The organism is Streptomyces sp. NPDC048636, assembly GCF_040650655.1.
Taxonomy (GTDB): Bacteria; Actinomycetota; Actinomycetes; order Streptomycetales; family Streptomycetaceae; genus Streptomyces.
Genome location: NZ_JBEZHR010000006.1, coordinates 449,126 through 469,487 on the forward strand (window position 1 = coordinate 449,126; position 20,362 = coordinate 469,487).

Annotated in this window: 2 protein-coding genes (1 of these 2 only partly in view); both read left to right on the forward strand. The window is 72.5% G+C overall.

Features of this window, described 5'->3' with window-relative positions; translation table 11 throughout:
• Positions 1–15,342, forward strand: coding sequence for a type I polyketide synthase (locus AB0C66_RS19750; RefSeq protein ID WP_362439788.1), 15,342 nt, complete (start codon positions 1–3; stop codon positions 15,340–15,342).
• Positions 15,339–20,362: the 5' portion of an SDR family NAD(P)-dependent oxidoreductase gene (locus tag AB0C66_RS19755; RefSeq protein WP_362439791.1), read on the forward strand. Its footprint extends 1,417 nt past the window's final position; the window shows 5,024 of its 6,441 coding nt (coding positions 1–5,024); it begins with the start codon at positions 15,339–15,341; its stop codon lies off the right edge, out of view. Before AB0C66_RS19750 ends, AB0C66_RS19755 begins: the two co-directional genes overlap by 4 nt.

The window sequence follows — 20,362 nt, forward strand, 5'->3', positions numbered from 1 at the left end:
ATGCTGCGCGCCGAGTTGATTCGTCCTCTCCATGATCTCCTGCGGGAACAGAGCGCTCGATTCGGCGACAAGATCGCCTTCCGGGACGCCCACCGGGCGGTCGGCTACGCCGAGCTGGAGGCGCGCACCCGTCGGCTGGCCGGGCATCTCGCGCAGGCGAGGCTGCGGCCCGGCGACCGGATGGCGATTCTGCTGGGCAACCGCGTGGAGATGGTGGAGAGCTACTTCGCCGTGGTCCGCGCGTGCGGCGTCGGTGTGCCGATCAACCCCCGGGTGCCCGTCGCAGAACTGGAGCACATCCTCACCGACAGCGGCGCCACAGTGATCGTCACCGACCACGCCCATCTCGCCCATCTCCCGTCGCTGCGATACCCGCTGACCGTCCTTGTCGTGGGCGATGAGCCGACCCCGCCCGGCTGCCTTTCGTACGAGCGGTTCGCCACCACGGAACCGGCCGCCCCTGCCCCCGACGACCAAGACCTGGACGACATAGCGTGGATGCTCTACACCTCGGGCACCACCGGCAGGCCCAAGGGCGTGCTGACCACGCAGCGCAACTGCCTCTGGTCGGTAGCCGCCTCCTACGTGCCCGCGCTGGGCCTGACCGATGCCGACCGCGTGCTGTGGCCACTGCCGCTGTTCCACAGCCTCGCGCACATTGCCTGTGTGCTGGCGGTGACCGCCGTCGGCGCGACCGCCCGCATCACCGACGGCCTGTCCGTGGCGGACGTGCTGGAAGTGTGCCGGGCAGAGGAATCCACCGTCATCGCCGGTGTGCCGACGCTGTACCACTACCTCGCGCGCGCCGCCAAGACCCCGGGATTCACCGCACCCGCGGTCCGGGTCGGTCTGGTCGGAGGCGCGGTGACCACGGCCGCGCTGCGCCGGTCGTTCGAGGACGCCTTCGGCGCACCGCTGATCGACGCCTACGGCAGCACCGAGACCGCCGGCTCGATCGCCATCAACTGGCCGACCGGGGCCCGGGTGGAGGGCTCGTGCGGGCTGCCGGTGCCAGGGCTGGCGGTGCGCCTGGTGGACCACGTGTCAGGGCAGGACGTGGCCGACGGCGCGGAGGGCGAGGTCTGGGTACGCGGTCCGAACGTGATGGTGGGTTACCACAACCAGCCCGCCGCCACCGCGGAGGCGCTGGCCGGCGGCTGGTATCACACCGGCGATCTGGCCCGCCGCGACCAGGCCGGCTACCTCACCATCACCGGCCGGATCAAGGAGTTGATCATCCGGGCCGGTGAGAACATCCACCCGGGCGAGGTGGAGGAGGTGATACGGCGGGCACCGGGCGTGGCGGACGTCGCCGTCGCCGGCAAGCCGCACGACGTGTTCGGCGAGGTGCCGGTGGCGTTCGTGGTGCCCGGCCCGAACGGCTTCGACCCGGCGCGGGTGCTGTCGCTGTGCCGGGAGCAGCTGGCGTACTTCAAGGTGCCGGAGGAGCTCTACGAGATACAGCAGCTCCCCCGCACCGCGTCCGGCAAGGTCACCCGGCGCAAGCTGCTGGACGGCCCGGCCCGGATGCGCGCGGTGGGCACCGTTTACCACGAGGCCGTGTTCCAGCTGGACTGGATCCCGCTGCCGTCCGGCGGCACCTCCGCGCTCGGTCGCTGGTCGGTGCTGGGTGACGCACCGGACGGTCTGGTCGCCGGCCTGCGTGGCGCCGGCGCCGAGGTGTCGACGGACGCTGTGCCGGACGCCGAGCCGGATGTCGTGGTCCTGGTCTCCGATGACCAGGCACCGGCCGCCGGTCAGGTGGCGTGGCTGCGTGCGGCGCTGGCCGACGAGCGCCTGGGCGCGGCCACCGTGCTGGTGCTGACCAGCGGCGCGGTCGCCACGGGCGCGGGCGAGGTCGTCGGGAACCTGGACCAGGCGGCGTTGTGGGGCGCGCTCCGGTCGGCGCAGGCCGTCGGCGGCCACCGGATCGTGATGGTGGACCTGGACGGCTACGAGGACGCGGCGGCAGTGGCGAAGCTGCCTGTCGTCGTCGGCTCCGGGGAAGGCCAGGCGGCTGTCCGCCCGGACGTTGTGCTGGTGCCGAGGCTGCAGCGGCTGCTGGTGGACAACGAGGTCGGTGCGGACGGTGCGGCCAAACTGACCGGCGCCGCGATCATCACCGGCGCGCACACCGAACGCGGCACGGCCGTCGCGCACCACTTGGTGACCGCACGGGGTGCCCGTCGGCTGCTGCTGATCGTGCCACCGAGGACAGCCGACCTCACCGCGGAATTGCGCACCCAGCTGGTCGAAGCCGGTGCCGCGGTGGAGGTGGTCGAGTGCGACCTGGCCAACCGGCCGCAGCTCCGACGGGCCGTGGCCAAGGCCGGCACCTCGGTGAACGTCGTGCTGCACGCGTGGGATCCGCGGGACGGCGCCTCGGTCGAGCAGGCCGTTGCGGAGGTGCGGGCCCTCGGAGACCTGGTGGCCCGGCCGGGGCTCGGAGCCTTCGTGTTGTTCTCCGACGCCAAAGGCGTGCTGGGGTCTGCGCAGTCCTGGGAGACGGCCGCGGTCGCCGCCTACTTCGACGCCTACGCGCAGCGGCTCAGCCTTCGAGGCGTGGCGACATCGTCCCTGGCCTGGGGGGAGCGGGAGCACGGGCGTGGCGACGCGACGGCGGCGCTCGACGTGCGCCACAGCCTCGGCGTGCTCGACACCGCCTTGGGGCTGAACCGGCCACACCTGCTCGCGGTCGAGCTGGACACCGACTCCTTGGCCGGGGACCAGGTGCCGGACCTGTTGCGGGATCTGGTGGACACGTCCGGGGCGGCCGCGGACACGCCCGAGCCGGCGGAGTTGCGGGACCGGCTGACCGACCTCGGCGCGGCCGACCAGGCCCGCATACTGCTGGATCTGGTGCGGGAGCAGACGGCCGCTCTGCTCGGGCTGGACGGGCCGAGGGCGGTGGCCGTGACGAAGGCCTTCACCCAGCTGGGGTTGACCTCGCTCAGCGCGGTGGCGCTGCGCAACCGGTTGGGCGACGCCACCGGTCTGCGGCTCCCGGTGACCGTCGCCTTCGACCACCCGACTCCGGCCGCGCTGGCGGAATGGCTGCACCGGAAGGTGTTCGGCGAGCCGGGGATCACGGCTGAGGCACCGCTCCAGCCGGCCGACGCGGACGAGCCGATCGCGATCGTGGGTATGGCGTGCCGGCTGCCCGGCGGCGTCGAGTCACCGGAGCAACTGTGGGAGCTGGTGCTGGCCGGCGGTGACGCGGTCGGCGAGTTCCCGACGGACCGCGGTTGGGACCTGGCCACACTGTTCCACCCGGACCCGGATCACCCCGGCACGAGCTACAGCCGGCACGGCGGATTCCTGGGCGGCGCCGGCGAGTTCGACGCCGCGTTCTTCGGGATCTCGCCGCGTGAGGCGTTGGCGATGGATCCGCAGCAGCGGTTGATGCTGGAGGTGTCCTGGGAGGCGGTGGAGCGGGCCGGACTTGACCCGACCTCGTTGCGGGGCCGACCGGTCGGCGTGTACATCGGCGCGATGCACCAGAACTACGGCATCGGCGCGGCCACCGACGGCGTGGAGGGCTACCTGCCGACCGGGTTGTCGGAGAGCGTCGTGTCCGGTCGCGTGTCGTACGTGCTCGGCCTGGAGGGGCCAGCGCTGACGGTCGACACCGCATGCTCGTCTTCCCTGGTGGCGCTGCACTTGGCGGCACAGGCGTTGCGTAACGGCGAATGTTCGATGGCGCTGGCCGGCGGAGTCGCGGTGATGGCGACGCCCGACCCGTTCGTCGGTTTCTCCCGGCAGCGTGGCATGTCCCGGGACGGCCGGTGCAAGTCGTTCTCGGCGTCGGCGGACGGGACGGGGTGGTCAGAGGGTGTCGGCGTGCTGGTGGTGGAGCGGTTGTCCGACGCCGAGCGGCTTGGCCACCAGGTGCTGGCGGTGGTGCGGGGGTCGGCGGTCAACCAGGACGGTGCGTCCAACGGCCTGAGCGCCCCGAGCAATCCGTCGCAGCAGCGGGTGATCCGCCAGGCGCTGGCGAACGCCCGGCTGTCCCCTTCGGATGTCGATGTGGTGGAGGCGCACGGTACCGGCACGGTGCTGGGCGATCCCATTGAGGCGCAGGCGATTCTGGCGACGTATGGCCAGGGCCGGGAGCGGCCACTGTGGTTGGGGTCATTGAAGTCGAACATCGGTCATACGCAGGCGGCGGCCGGTGTCGTCGGCGTGATCAAGATGGTGATGGCCCTACGCCATGGGATTCTGCCGCGGACCTTGCATGTGGATGAGCCGACGCGGCAGGTGGATTGGTCGGCGGGCGCGGTCGAGTTGCTGAGCGCACAACGGGAGTGGCCGGAGTGGGATCGGCCGCGGCGGGCGGGTGTGTCGGCGTTCGGCGTGAGCGGCACCAACGCGCACGTGATCCTGGAGCAGGTGGAGTCGATGCCGGCGATCGAGGTCCCGGCAGAGGGCACGGTGCCGCTGCTGCTTTCCGCCAAGGGGCGGGCGGGGCTCGCCGCCCAGGCTCGGCGGCTGCGGGAATTCCTTGCCACGGAGCCGAATCGATCCCTGGCCGACGTCGGCTGGTCGCTGGCGACCAACCGCGCGGCGCTGCCCGACCGTGCCGTGGTCGTCGCCGCCGATCACGGTGAGGCGTTGGCCGGGCTGGACGCCCTGGCAACGGGCGAACCGGCGGCCGGCGTGGTGACCGGGGCCGTGGTCGAGCGCACCGGCCGCACGGTGTTCGTGTTCCCGGGCCAGGGCGCGCAGTGGACCGGCATGGGCACCGAATTGCTGGCCGAATCACCGGTGTTCGAGGCGAAGCTCCGCGAGTGCGCGGCGGTGCTTGATGAGCTGACCGGCTGGCGGCTGCTGGACGTCCTGACCGGGGCGGCCGACGCGCCGTCGCTGGAACGCGTGGACGTGGTGCAGCCGGCCTCGTTCGCGGTGATGGTGGCGCTCGCGGCGCTCTGGGAGTCCGTGGGCATCGTGCCGGACGCAGTGCTGGGGCATTCGCAGGGCGAGATCGCCGCCGCCTGCGTGGCCGGGGCGTTGTCGCTGCGGGACGCCGCGACCGTGGTCGTGGGGCGCAGCCGCGCGATCGCCGCCGGGCTGTCCGGGCTCGGCGGTATGGTGTCGGTCGCGCTGCCCCCCGATGAGGCCACGACGCTGATCGAACAGTGGTGCGGCGCGGTGCAGTTGGCCGCGGTGAACGGGTCGGCCGCAGTGGTGGTGGCCGGTGATGTCGCCGCGCTGGACGAGTTGCTGGCGGTCTGCGAGCGGGAGGACGTGCGGGCGCGCCGGATCCCGGTCGACTACGCCTCGCACACCACACACGTCGATCGGATCGAGCGGGATGTACTGGCCGCGCTGGACAGGATCTCCCCGTGCGCCGCGACCGTGCCCTTCTACTCGACGGTGACCGGCGAGTGGCTGGACACCGGCGTGCTGGACGCGCGGTACTGGTACCGAAACCTCCGGCACCCCGTCAGTTTCGCCCCGGCCGTCCGGGCGCTGGCCGACCAAGGACATGACGTCTTCGTCGAGGTCAGCTCGCACCCGGTGTTGGCCATGAGCGTGCTGGACTTGATCGACGGAGACGAGCATCCGGTGACAGCGGTCGGCACGCTGCGCCGTGACGACGGTGGCCTGCGCCGGTTCCTCAAGTCGCTGGCCGAACTCCATGTGCGGGGCGTGCGCACCGACCTCCGCGCCGCGTTCGGCGGCAGCCCGCGGCCGGTCGAGTTGCCGACGTACGCGTTCCAGCACGAGCACTTCTGGCTGACCCCGGCCGGCGCCGACTCCGTTGTGGCGCTGCCGGACGCGGTCGTGCTCACCTCGACCCTGCCACCGTCGGCCGGTCCGGGGCGGTTGCTCGACCTGGTCGTTCGGGCCGGGGACGAGGCCGGTGTCCAGCTGGTCGAGCGGTTGTCGGTGGAGAACGCCCTGGATCCGGCGGGCGCGGAGGTCCGGGCGGTCGTCGGCGCCGCCGACGAGCGGGGCCGGCGGCCGGTCACCGTGTACGGTCGGCGATCCGCCGAGGGCGGATGGACTCGGCACGCCACCGGCACGCTTGCGACCGGCACGGGCTCGGCGCCGGGCCCGGCCGGTGAGGTGCTGGGCGAGGTGGACGTCGACTCCGCGCTGTTCGCCGCCGCACTGGAACGTGTCGGCCCGGTCGTGGAGTTCCGGGGCGTGCGGGTCGTCGCCACGGGAGCGACCAGGGTGCGGGTGCGCAGTGCAGGCGATGCGCTGTGGCTGACGGATGCCGGTGACGAGGTCGTCGCCTACGTCGAGGCGGTGCGGCTGGGCGAGCCGGAGGGCAGCGTAGACCTGCGCGACGCGCTGTTCGAGGTGGTATGGCAGCCCATCGCCGACGCCGCTGAGCCGCCGGCGGTGTTCGAGACCGTCGACCTGACCACCGGTTCCGGCGATGTCCGGGACGCCGTGAACCGGGCGTTGGCGGCCGTGCAGGCGAGGCTGGCCGAGCCGGTGGAAGGCCCGCTTGTCATCGTGACGTCGCCGGTCACCGACTCGGCGAGCGCCGCGGTCTGGGGGTTGGTCCGGTCCGCGCAGTCGGAACACCCGGATCGGTTCGTGCTGCTCGCCGTCGATACGCCGGCCGGGCCGGAACTGCTGGCCCGCGCCGTGGCCACCGGTGAACCGCAGCTCGCCGTCACGGCCGGGCAGCTCACCGTGCCGAGGCTGGCCCGCACACCGGCGGCGGCCCCGGAAATCCGACCGCTGGCCGGCACGGTACTGGTCACCGGCGGCACCGGAACGCTGGGACGCCTGGTGGCCCGGCACCTGGTCGACACATACGGCGTCCGAAACCTGCTGCTGGTCAGCCGCAGCGGCCCGGACGCGCCAGGGTCCGCCGAGTTCGCGGCCGAACTGGACGCGTCGGTGCGCACGGTGGCGTGCGACGTGGCGGACCGAGAGGCAACCGCGCGGCTGCTGGCCACGGTCGAGCCGCCGCTGAGCGCGGTCGTGCACGCGGCCGGCGTCTTGGACGACGGCGTGATCACGGCGCTGACACCGGACCGGATCGACGCCGTCATGCGGGCGAAGGCCGACGCGGCGACCGTCCTGCACGACCTGACCGCCGCTATGGACCTGGACGCGTTCGTGCTGTTCACATCGGCTGCGTCGGTGTTCGGCAACCCCGGCCAGGGCAACTACGCAGCCGCGAACGCCGCCGTGGACGCACTGGCGGCCCAATGGCGGGCCACGTCCATCGCCTGGGGGTTCTGGGCGCACCGGTCCGGGATGACCGCGCGGCTCACGGACGTCGACCTCGACCGGACCCGCCGCACCGGCATGGTCGCCCTCTCCGACGAGCTGGGGCTGGCGCTGTTCGACGCCGCCCTGGCCGGCCGCGCGCCGACGGTTGTGGCCACGAAGCTCGATCTGGTCCAGCCTCGCGACGAGGTTCCGGCGCTGTTGCGGGGGCTCGTCGCGGCCCGCCGCCGCTCTGTGCGACCCACCATGGACGCGGTGCTGGACGAGGAGGCGTTGCTGAGCCTGATCGGCCGTCATGCCGCGCAGGTGCTGGGCCACCCCGACAGCGACGCCATCGTGGCGCAGCGGCCGTTCAAGGAAGTCGGCTTCGACTCGTTGACCGCCGTGGAGCTGCGCAACCGGCTCGGTGCCGCGACCGGCCTGCGGCTGCCGACGACGCTGATCTACGACCACCCGGACCCGCTTCGGCTGGCCCGGCACCTCCGCGCACAGCTGACCGGCACGGCGAGCGAGCAGCCCATCGCGGTCACCGCTCCCGCCGACGAGCCGATCGCGATCGTCGGCATGGCCTGCCGCTTCCCCGGCGGCGTGGCCGGCCCCGACGACCTGTGGCGGTTCGTCCGGGACGGGCTGGACGCCGTCGGCTCGTTCCCGGACGACCGGGGCTGGGAGCGGGCCACCCTGATCGACCCCGATCCGGACCACGAGGGCACCAGCTACACCGACAAGGGCGCGTTCCTGGCCGACGCCGCCGGGTTCGACGCGGACTTCTTCGGGATCTCGCCCCGCGAGGCGTTGGCCATGGATCCGCAGCAGCGGTTGATGTTGGAGATCTCTTGGGAGGCGTTCGAGCACGCCGGTATCGATCCGACCGCGGTGCGGGGCACCCCGGTCGGCGTGTTCGCCGGCGTGAACGTCCAGGACTATGCGCTGCGCCTGCACCTCGCGCCGGAACTGGTGGAGGGACACCGGATCACTGGTGCGTCGACCGCGGTGCTGTCCGGCCGGGTCGCTTACGAGTTCGGGCTGGAGGGCCCGGCGCTGACGGTGGACACGGCCTGTTCCTCGTCCCTGGTGGCTTTGCATCTGGCAGCGCAGGCGTTGCGCAACGGCGAATGTTCGATGGCGTTGGCCGGTGGTGTGACGGTGCTGTCGAGCTCCGATCCCTTTGTGGAGTTCTCTCGCCAGCGCGGGTTGTCCCCGGACGGCCGCTGCAAGCCGTTCTCCTCGGCGGCGGACGGGACCGGGTGGTCCGAGGGGGCCGGCGTGCTGCTGGTGGAGCGGCTGTCCGATGCGGAACGGTCGGGACACCGGGTGTTGGCGGTGGTGCGCGGTTCGGCGATGAACCAGGACGGTGCCTCCAACGGCCTGACCGCGCCGAGCGGCCCGGCGCAGCAACGGGTTATTCGCCAGGCGCTGGCGAACGCCCGGCTGTCCGCCGCGGATGTTGATGCCGTGGAGGCGCATGGCACCGGCACGGTGTTGGGCGACCCGATCGAGGCCCAGGCCCTGATCGCCACCTACGGCCAGGACCGGCAACGCCCGTTGTGGTTGGGATCGGTGAAATCCAACATCGGGCATGCGCAGGCGGCCGCCGGTGTCGCCGGTGTCATCAAGACGGTGATGGCCTTGCGGCACGGAGTTCTGCCGCAGACCTTGCACCTCGACGAGCCGACCCCTGAAGTGGATTGGTCGGCCGGGTCGGTGGAACTGCTGACCGCGCAACGGGAGTGGCCGGAGGTGGGGCGTCCGCGGCGGGCGGCGGTGTCGGCGTTCGGGGTGAGCGGGACCAATGCGCACGTGATCCTCGAACAAGGCGCCGATGTCGACACCGTGACACCGGCCATGGTGGAGACGGCGATCGTTCCGTGGGTGCTGTCGGCCCGGTCGGAAGCGGGGCTCCGTGGCCAGGCCGAGCGCCTGGCGGCGTATGCCGCCGAACGCCCGCACCTCGATCCTGTTGCCGTGGCTCGATCCTTGGTGGACACCCGCGCCGCGCTCCGGCACCGGGCCGTCGCCGTCGGCGCCGACCGGAACCAGTTGCTGCGGTCGCTGGACCGTGTCGTCCGTGGCGTTCCCGTGCCGGGAAAGCTCACGGTGCTCTTCACCGGTCAGGGCAGTCAGCGGGTGGGTATGGGACGTGGGCTGGATGAGCGGTATCCGGTGTTCCGTAAGGCATTCGACGATGTGTGCGCGGAGCTGGACCGGCACCTGGACGGCCCGTCGGTCCGGGATGTCGTCTTCGGTGAGCAGGACTTGCTTGACCGGACGGTGTTCGCGCAGGCGGGCTTGTTGGCGCTGGAGACGGCGTTGTTCCGGCTGGTCGAGTCCTGGGGTGTGCGGCCGGACTTCGTTGCGGGGCATTCGGTCGGGGAGGTGACGGCGGCCCATGTGGCTGGTGTGCTGACGTTGCCGGACGCAGCGGTGTTGGTGGCTGCTCGGGGCCGCCTCATGGATGCCCTGCCCAAGGGTGGGGCGATGGTGGCGGTGGCGGCCGCTGAGCATGAGGTGGTGCCGCTGTTGGTGCCGGGGGTGGAGATCGCGGCGGTGAACGGGCCGTCGGCGGTGGTGATCTCCGGGGACGAGGCCCAGGTGGCGAGCGTCACGGCGGCGCTGGCGGCGGAGGGCCGCCGGACCAAGCGCCTGATGGTCTCCCATGCCTTCCACTCCGCGCGCATGGAGGCGATGCTGGCGGAGTTCCGGTCGGTGGCGGCCGGTCTCACCTTCCACGAGCCGGACATCCCGGTGGTGTCCAACGTGACCGGCAAGCTCGCCGAGCCGGGTCAGTTCACCGCGGACTACTGGACCGAGCATGTCAGGGCCGCGGTGCGCTTCCACGACGGCGTCACGGCGCTGCGAGAGGCCGGCGTGGCCACCTTCCTCGAATTGGGACCCGGTGGCGTGCTGACCGCCATGGCGCAGGAGGCCGACGGCGACCAGGCGGCCTTCGTCCCGGCCCTGCACCGCACCGAAGACGAGGCGTTCGACCTCGTCACCGCGCTGGCTCAGCTGTACGTCCGCGGCGTGGACATCAACTGGCCGGCGTTCTTCGGCGGCGGCCCCCCGCACCACGTCGACCTGCCGACCTACGCGTTCCAGCATCGCAGGTACTGGATCGACCTGCCGGGCGACGTGGTGCCCACGCGTGCCGAAGCGGTGATCCCGGCACCGGTGACGGCTGAGCGGATCAAGCAGCGGCGGACGGGCCTGGAGCTGGTGCTGGCCTGCGCCGCCGAGGTGCTGGGGCACAACGACAGCCGGGACATCGACCTGGACCGGTCGTTCCAGGACCTGGGGTTCGACTCGCTGAACGCGGTGCGGCTGCGCAACCGGCTGCAGGAGGAGACGGGCCGTTCGCTGCCGGCCACGCTGGTGTTCGACCACTCGACGCCGGTCGCGCTCGCCGCGTTCCTGGCCGGCGATGACGACATCGTCGCGTTGGGGTCGGCCGGCGCGGTCGATGAGCCGATCGCCATCGTGGGCATGGCCTGCCGGCTGCCGGGCGGTGTCGAGTCGCCCGAGCAGCTGTGGCAGTCGGTCCTGGACGGCCGGGACGGCATCGGTGACTTCCCGACGGACCGCGGCTGGGACCTGGAGAACCTGTTTCACCCCGATCCGGACCACCCCGGCACGAGTTACACCCAAGCCGGCGGCTTCCTGGCCGACGCCGCCGGGTTCGACGCGGACTTCTTCGGGATCTCGCCCCGCGAGGCGTTGGCCATGGACCCGCAGCAACGGTTGATGCTGGAGATCGCGTGGGAGGCGTTCGAGCACGCCGGTGTGGATCCGATGTCCATGCGGGGCAGCGATGTCGGCGTGTTCGCCGGTGTGGTCAACCACGAGTACGGTGTGCACGCCGGCCACGTCCCCGCCGAGGCGGAGGGCTACCTGATGACCGGCGGCGCCGGCAGCGTCCTGTCCGGCCGGATCTCGTACGTACTGGGCCTGGAAGGGCCGGCCGTCACCGTCGACACGGCGTGCTCCTCGTCGCTCGTGGCGTTGCATCTGGCGGCACAGGCGCTGCGCAACGGCGAGTGCTCGATGGCGCTGGCCGGTGGCGTGACGGTGATGTCGAGTTCGGATGCTTTCGTGGAGTTCTCCCGTCAGCGCGGATTGGCAGCCGACGGCCGCTGCAAGTCGTTCTCCTCGACGGCGGACGGCACCGGGTGGTCCGAGGGCGCCGGAGTACTGCTGGTGGAGCGGCTCTCGGACGCCGAACGGCTCGGACACCGGATCCTGGCGGTCGTCCGCGGTTCGGCCGTGAGCCAGGACGGCACCTCCAACGGGCTGACCGCGCCGAGCGGCCCGGCCCAGCAGCGGGTGATCCGCCGGGCCCTGGCCACGGCCGGATTGGAACCGACCGAGGTCGATGCCGTCGAGGCGCACGGCACCGGCACGGTGTTGGGCGATCCGATCGAGGCACAGGCCCTGATCGCCGCCTACGGCCAGGATCGCGACCAGCCGCTGCTGTTGGGTTCCCTGAAGTCGAACATCGGTCACGCGCAGGCGGCGGCCGGTGTGGCCGGCGTGATCAAGATGGTGCTGGCGCTACGACACGGAGTTCTGCCGCAGACCTTGCACCTCGACGAGCCGACCCCTGAAGTGGATTGGTCGGCCGGGTCGGTGGAACTGCTGACCGCGCAACGGGAGTGGCCGGAGGTGGGGCGTCCGCGGCGGGCGGCGGTGTCGGCGTTCGGGGTGAGCGGGACCAATGCGCACGTGATCCTGGAACAGGCGGCGCCGACACCGGCGGTGCCCGAACCGGCGTCGACCGGGCTGGTTACGGTCGTGGTGTCGGCCAGGACTTCGGCGGCGATGGCGGCCCAGGCGCAACGGCTGCTGGCCCTGGACGCCGAGCCGACGGCCTTGGCGAGGGCGCTGGTGGCGTCGCGGGCGATGCTGCCGGAGCGGGCGGTCGTGCTGGCCGGGGATCGGACGGAACTGCACGATCGACTGGCGGCGCTGGCCCGCGGTGAGACTTCGGCGGACATCGTGCGCGGCTCCGTCACGCGAGGACGGACCGCGGTGCTGTTCACCGGTCAGGGCAGCCAGCGCCTGGGCATGGGCCGCGGCCTGTATGAGCGGTATCCGGTGTTCCGTAATGCATTCGATGATGCCTGTGTCGAGTTGGATCGGCATCTGCAGGGGCAGTCGGTCCGCGATGTCGTCTTCGAAGACAAGGATGTGCTGGATCGGACGGTGTTCGCGCAGGCGGGGCTGTTCGCGCTGGAGACGGCGTTGTTCCGGCTGGTCGAGTCCTGGGGTGTGCGGCCGGACTTCGTTGCCGGGCATTCCCTCGGTGAGCTGACGGCGGCCCATGTGGCTGGTGTGCTGACGTTGCCGGACGCGGCGGTGTTGGTGGCGGCGCGCGGTCGATTGATGGACGCGCTGCCGGCCGGCGGCGCGATGGTGGCGGTGGCGGCCGCTGAGCATGAGGTGGTGCCGCTGCTGGTGCCGGAGGTGGAGATCGCGGCGGTGAACGGGCCGTCGGCGGTGGTGATCTCCGGCGACGAAGCCACGGTCGAGGAGGTGGCCGCGCGGTTGGCGGCTGCCGGCCACAAGACCAAACGGCTCAGGGTGTCGCATGCGTTCCACTCGGCCCTGATGGAGCCGATACCGGCGGAGTTCCGGTCGGTGGCCGCCGGTCTCACCTTCCACGAGCCGGAGATCCCGGTGGTGTCCAACGTGACCGGCAAGCTCGCCGAGCCGGGTCAGTTCACCGCGGACTACTGGGCCGAGCACGTGCGGGCCGCAGTGCGGTTCGCGGACGGCATCCGGACACTGCTGGACGAAGGCGTCGACACGTTCCTCGAACTGGGGCCGGACGCGGTGCTGTCGGCCGCCGGACCGGATTGCCTGACCGGGGAGCCGGACGACGATGTCGTGTTCGTGCCGGCACAGCGTCGCACCACCGACGACGTGCGCACCCTGCTGGCGGCCATCGGCACGCTGCTTGTGCGAGGACGCCACGTCGACTTCCCGGCCCTGCTCGGCGGCTCGACCAGCCCGGCGGATGTGCTCGAACTGCCGACCTACGCCTTCCAACGCGACCGGTACTGGCTCGAGGCCGCCGAACCGCCGGCGCATCGGACCGACGATGTCGACGGGCGGTTCTGGGCGGCGGTGGAGGCGGAAGACCTCGCCGCGGTGAGGGAGACACTCGGTGTCGACGCCGCCCCGGACCTGGGGCCGACCATCGGTGTGCTGGCCGACTGGCGGCGCCGGCGCGCCGAACAGTCCACAGTGGACGATCTGTGCTACCGGATCAGCTGGAAACCGCACCGCGGCAACGGGCCGGCCGCGCCGGACGGCACCTGGCTCGTGGTCACGACGGCGCAGGTGGAGGATCCGACGCCGCTGCTGTCCCGGCAGGGGCTGCGCGCCGTCACCGTGACGGTCGAACCCGGGGCCGGGCCGCTGACCGAGCAGCTCGGCGCCGCCCTGGCCGATGACGCCGTGACGGGTGTGCTCAGCCTGCTGGCCCTGGACGACCGCCGGCGACCGGGATCGCCCCTGCTGACCGTCGGCGCGGCGGCGACGCTGGAACTGATTCAGGCCCTGTCGGCACTCGGGGCCCGGCAACAACTCTGCTGCGTCACCAGCGGCGCGGTGAGCATCGGCCCGAACGATCCCGCGCCCGCCATCGAGCAGGCGCTGGTCTGGGGCCTTGGCTACGCCACCGCCCTGGAGCACCCCGATCGCTGGGGCGGTCTGATCGACATGCCGGCCCGGCTGGACGACCGGTCGGCACGGGCGCTGGTCGCCGCGCTCACCGGTCTGGCCGACGAGGACCAGGTGGCCGTTCGGACGAACGGCCTGCACGTGCGACGGGTCATGCCGGCTTCGGTCGGCACCGCCGCGGCCCCGCACATCCACGGCACCGTGCTGGTCACCGGAGGTACTGAAGGCCTGGGGCGGCATGTGGCCCGGTGGCTGGCCGACTCGGGCGCCGAACACCTCGTGCTGACGCTGGATGCCGAGCCGACCACGCCGGAAGTCGTCGCCCTGAAGGGCGAACTCGTCGAACGCGGTGCGAAGGTGACGCTGGCGACCGTGGACCTGACCGACCGGGAGGCGGTCCGTAGCCTGCTCGGCGAGGGGCTGACCGGGGTGGTGCACACCGCCGATCTGGTCCGCACCGGCCCGGTCACCGACATCACGACGGCCGAACTCGACGCCGTCCTGGCCGCCAAGGCCGAAGGGCTGGCCGTCCTCGACGACGTGCTCGGCGACCGGCCGCTGGAGCTGTTCGTGGCGTTCTCCTCCGTGGCCGGCATCTGGGGCGGTGGCGGTCAGGGCACACCCGGCGCGAGCAACGCCGTCGTCGACGCGATCATGCAGCGCCGGCGGGCGCGAGGGCTGTCGGCGACGTCGGTGGCCTGGGGCCTGGTCGACGGGTTCGGCGTGGCCGCCGACAGCGCCGCCCAGCAGCAGCTGCGCCGTCGCGGCGTGCTGTCGATCAGTCCGGAAGGGGCGGTCGCCATGCTGGCCCATGTGACCCGCGGCGACCCGGTGCTGGCGATGGCGCGGATCGACTGGCCGACGTTCGCCCCCGCGTTCACCTCACTGCGGCCGAGCCCACTGATCGGCGACATCCCCGGCGTGCGGGCGGCGATCGAGGCCGCGCGGCCGGAACTGGACGAGGGTGCCGTCCGGCACCTCGCCGACCTGCCCGAGGCGGAACGGGACCGGGCGCTGGCCAAACTGGTGCGCGAGACCACCGCGACGGCGCTCGGGCACCAGGGCGCGGACGCGATCAGCCCGCGCCGGGCCTTCCAGGAGATGGGGTTCGACTCGCTGGCCGCGGTGAGCCTGCGCAACGCGCTCGGTGCGGCGCTGGGCATCAGCCTGTCGGCGACCCTCGTCTTCGACTACCCGACGCCGGCCGCGCTGGTCGAGCACCTGCGCACCGAACTGACCGGGCCGCCGGAGGCCGAGGTCGACGAGACCGAGTTGCGGCGGGCGCTGGCCACCGTGCCGGCGAGCCGGCTGCGGGAGGCCGGCGTGCTGGACATCCTGCTGGAGCTGGCCCGCACCGACAGCGCACCGGCGGTCGTGGTGCCCGTGGCGGACGAGATCGAGCAGATCGACGGGATGGGCGTCGCGGACTTGCTGCAACGAGCACTGGAGGGCACGCAGCCATGAGCACCACCGAGAACGCACGGCTCATTGACGCCTTGCGGGCCTCGCTGAAGGACAACGCGCGGCTCAAGCACCGGTACGACAGCGTGCAGGCCGCCGCGGCCGAGCCCATAGCCATCGTGGGCATGGCCTGTCGGCTGCCGGGCGGTGTCGAGTCGCCGGAGGACCTGTGGCGGCTGGTGTCGAGCGGCGGCGATGGCATCACCGGCTTCCCGGACAACCGCGGCTGGGACCTGGACAACCTGTTCCACCCCGACCCTGACCATCCCGGCACCAGCTACGCCAGCGAGGGCGGCTTCCTGCACGAGGCCGGCGAGTTCGATCCGGGGTTCTTCGGGATCTCGCCGCGTGAGGCGTTGGCCATGGATCCGCAGCAGCGGCTGATGCTCGAGATCTCGTGGGAGGTCTTCGAGCGGGCCGGTGTCGACCCGACGGCGTTGCGCGGCGAGGACATCGGGGTGTTCTCCGGCATCGCGTTCCACGACTACGGCGCAGATCTCTCGGCGGTGCCCGAGGGGCTGGAAGGGTTCGTGCTCACCGGCGGGGCCGGCAGCGTGCTGTCCGGCCGCGTCTCCTACGTCTTCGGCTTCGAGGGCCCGGCGGTCACACTGGACACCGCCTGCTCGTCGTCGCTGGTGACGTTGCACTCGGCCGTGCAGGCGCTGCGCAACGGCGAGTGCTCGATGGCGCTGGCCGGCGGCGTCACGGTGATGGCCGCTTCCGACGCGTTCGTGGGCTTCTCACGGCAGCGCGGGCTTGCCCCGGACGGCCGGTGCAAGGCGTTCGCCGCAGCGGCGGACGGCACCGGGTTCGCCGAGGGCGCCTGCGTGCTGCTGGTGGAACGGCTGTCCGACGCCCAACGGTTGGGGCACAACGTCCTCGCGGTGGTGCGCGGCTCGGCGGTGAACCAGGACGGCGCCTCCAACGGTCTGACCGCGCCCAACGGCCCGTCGCAGCAACGAGTCATCCGGCGCGCACTGGCCAACGCCGGCCTGAAACCGTCCGAAGTGGACGCTGTCGAAGCCCACGGCACCGGCACCGCACTCGGTGACCCGATCGAGGCGCAGGCGATTCTGACCACCTACGGTCAGGACCGGGAACGGCCGCTGTGGCTGGGATCCCTCAAGTCGAACATCGGCCACACCCAGGCGGCGGCCGGCGCGGCCGGCGTGATCAAGATGGTGCTGGCGATGCGCCATGGGGTTCTGCCTCAGACCTTGCACGTGGACGAGCCGACCCCGCAGGTGGACTGGACGGCCGGCGAGGTGGAGCTGCTGACCGAGCGGCAGCCGTGGCCGGCGACCGGCCGGCCGCGCCGGGCCGGCGTCTCCGGGTTCGGCATCAGCGGCACCAACGCTCACGTGATCCTCGAACAGGCGCCTGAACCGGTCGCACCGGTGTCGACCGGCACTCAGCCGATGTTCACCAGCGCGTCGGCCCCGCTGCTGGTATCGGGCCGTGGGGAGACCGCGTTGCTGGCGCAGGCCCACTGTCTGCACACCCACCTGGACTTCGCGTCGGGGGCCGGGCTCGGTGACGTCGCCTGGTCGCTGGCGACCACCCGCGCCGCGCACGACCAGCGGGCGGTGGTGCTGGCCGACGATCGGGACGAGGCACTGGCCGGGCTGACCGCGTTGGCCGAGGGCGAGCCCTCGCCGTCGGTCGTGTCGGGCGGTGCCGTCGACGGTGACCAGCAGGTGGTGTTCGTGTTCCCGGGGCAGGGCTCCCAGTGGCCCGGCATGGCCGCCCGGCTCCTCGACGAGTCGCCGGTCTTCGCCGCCCGGATGGCTGAGTGCGACCGGGCCGTCGGTGAACTGGTCGACTGGTCGCTGCTGGACGTGGTGACCGACGCCGCGGACGCGCCGTCACTGGACCGGATCGAGATCCTGCAACCGGTGCTGTTCGCCATCAACGTCTCGTTGGCCGCGATGTGGCAGGCGGCTGGCGTCGAGCCGGCGGCGGTCGTCGGGCACAGCCAGGGCGAGGTCGCCGCCGCGTGCGTGGCCGGGGCGTTGAGCCTTGAGGACGCGGCACGGGTCGTCGTGCTGCGGAGTGCGCTGTTCGCGGCGGAACTCGTCGGCAACGGCGCCGTCGTTTCGGTGGCCCTGGGGTCGGACGAGGTGGAACGGCGCATCGCCGCCTGGGACGGGCGACTGACGCTGGGCGGCCGCAACAGCCCGGCGGCCTCGACCGTCGTCGGCGACATGGCCGCCCTGACGGAGTTCGTCGCGGAGTGCAAGGCCGCCGGGATCCGGGCGCAGGTCGTCGGCTCGACGGTGGCCTCGCACTGCGCGCAGGTCGACCCGCTGCGTGACCGCATCGTGGACATGCTGGCCGACATCGCCCCGAAGCCGGCGCGCATCCCGTTCTACTCGACGGTCGACGCCGCTTCGATCGACACCGAGTCGTTGACCGGCGAGTACTGGTTCCGTAACGCCCGCTTCCCGGTGGAGTTCGACCGCACGGTCCGGGCCTTGCTGGCCGACGGGCACCAGTACTTCGTCGAGTGCAGCGCGCACCCGGTGCTCACCATGGCGATGCAGGCCACGTTCGAGGACTCCGGCGCGGGTGCGGTCGCCGTCGGTTCGCTGCGCCGCGCCGAAGGAGGCGCCCGGCGGCTGCTGACCTCGTTCGCCGAGGGCTTCGTGCGGGGATTGCCGGTGGACTGGCGGGCGGTGCTCGGCGGTGGGCAGCGCGTCGAGTTGCCCACGTATGCCTTCCACCATCAGCACTTCTGGCTGGAGTCGACCGGAGGCGCGGTGGATGCCGGCGGTCTCGGGCTCAGCGGCGCCGAGCATCCGCTACTGGGTGCGGTGGCGGAGTTGCCGGAGTTCGGCGGTGTGGTGGTGACATCGCGGTTGTCGTTGCGGGCACATCCGTGGTTGGCGGATCACGCGGCGGCGGGGACGGTGTTGTTGCCTGGTGCGGCGTTCGTGGAGCTGGTGGTGCGTGCCGGTGACGAGGTGGGCTGTGGCGTCATCGAGGAACTGGTGCTCGAAGCGCCGCTCACCCTGGGCGCCCGGGACGCGGTGCGGGTGCAGATCGCTGTCGGCGCCCCGGCGGCCGCCGGTTGTCGGCCGGTCACCGTGCACGCGCGGGCCGAGGACAGCGCGCCCGGCGCCGAATGGATCCGGCACGCCAGCGGCACGCTGACCGCGAAGGCTCCCGAACCGGCGGCCGGACTCCAGGTATGGCCGCCTGAGGGGGCGATTCCGGTCGACGGCGACCGCGTGGCCGGCGCCTACGAGGAACTGGCGGCCCTCGGTTACGGCTACGGGCCGGCCTTCCGGGGCCTGAAGGCGGTGTGGACGGCCGGCGCCGACGTGTTCGCGGAGGTGGAGCTGCCCGAGGCGGTCCGCGGTGACGCGGCGGCGTACGGGCTGCACCCCGCGCTGCTGGACGCGGCCATGCACGCGATCGCGTTCCGGGCCGACGCCGACGCCCGTCTGGCGCTGCCGTTCGCGTACCGGGACGTCGCCTTGCACGCCGCCGGGGCCGCCACGCTCCGGGTGCGCATCACCCCGGCCGACGCCGACGCGGTGGCGCTGCATCTCGCCGACGCCACCGGCGCGCCGGTGGCCACCATCGGCGCCGTGGTGTCGCGGGCCGTCGAGCCGACGGCGCCCGCCGTGAAGCCGGTGTCGGAGCGGATCTTCCAGGCCCTGTGGGAGCCCGTCGCCGCCGAGGCGCCCGAGGGCGCGGTCGACCCTGTGCCCGTGCACACCGCCGACGACATCCGGGAACTGGCCGGGACCGCCGACTTCGGGCTGCCGGAGCTGCTGCTGCTCCAACTCCCGGACGACCGGCCCGGAGATGACGTGACGGCGCTGACCACCCGTGTGCTGGGCCTGCTCCAGGCGTGGCTGGCGGAGCCGCTGCTCGACGACAGCCGCCTGCTGGTGCTCGGCCGCGGCGGTGTCGCGGTGCACCACGAGCGTGAGCTGACCAGCGTGGCCACGGCCGCCGCGTACGGCCTGCTGCGCTCCGCGCAGGCAGAGAACCCCGGCCGGGTGGTGATCGTGGACACGGACGGGGCGGGGGCGTCAGCCGCCGCGCTGGCGGCCACAGTCGACGCCGACGAGCCACAGCTGGCCTTGCGGGACGGGCAGGTGTTCGCGCGACGGCTGGTGCGGGCCGCCGGGCGGGACCGGCTCGACGTCCCGGCCGGGCTGACCACGTGGCGGCTGCAGCCCAGCGGCGATGGCACGCTGGAGCGCCTGGCGGCGGTCGAGAGCCCGGCCGCGGCGGCCCCGCTGCGCACCGGACAGGTGCGGGTCGAGGTGCGGGCAGCCGGCTTGAACTTCCTGGATGTGTTGGTGGCGCTGGGGGTCCGGGACGAGGCGGGCCTGGGCAACGAGGGTGCCGGCGTCGTGGTCGAGGTGGGGCCGGACGTCACCGGGCCGGCCGTCGGCGACCGGGTGATGGGGCTGTTCCCGGACGCCGTCGGGCCGCTGGCCGTTGCCGATCACCGCACGGTGGCCCGGATACCGGAGGAGTGGACCTTCGAGCAGGCGGCCTCGGTACCGATGGCGTTCCTGACCGCCTACTACGCGCTGCGCGACCTCGGCGGCTTGGCCGCGGGGGAGTCACTGCTGGTGCACGCCGCGGCCGGCGGCGTCGGCATGGCGGCGGTGCAGCTGGCCCGGCACTGGGGCGCGGAGGTCTACGCGACGGCAAGCCCGGGCAAGTGGGCAACGGTGGCCGCGTGCGGGGTCGACCCGGCTCGGATCGCCAGCTCCCGCAGCCTGGAATTCGAGGCCCACATCCGTGACGCCAGCGGTGGCCGGGGCGTGGACGTGGTGCTGAACTCGCTGGCCGGCGACTTCGTGGACGCATCGCTGCGGCTGCTCGGGACCGGCGGCCGGTTGCTGGAGATGGGCAAGTCGGACCTGCGGGACCCGGCCACCCTCCCCGGCGTGGGCTACTCGGCGTTCTCGCTGTTCGACGCGGGCAACGACCGTATCGGGGAGATGCTCGCCGAGCTGGTCGCCCTGTTCGAGCAGCGGGTTCTCACGCCGCTGCC

What these genes read in the sequence shown, in the direction of transcription:
- AB0C66_RS19750 (WP_362439788.1), top strand. Translation starts at nt 1, where the DNA reads ATGCTGCGCGCCGAGTTGATTCGTCCTCTCCATGATCTCCTGCGGGAA.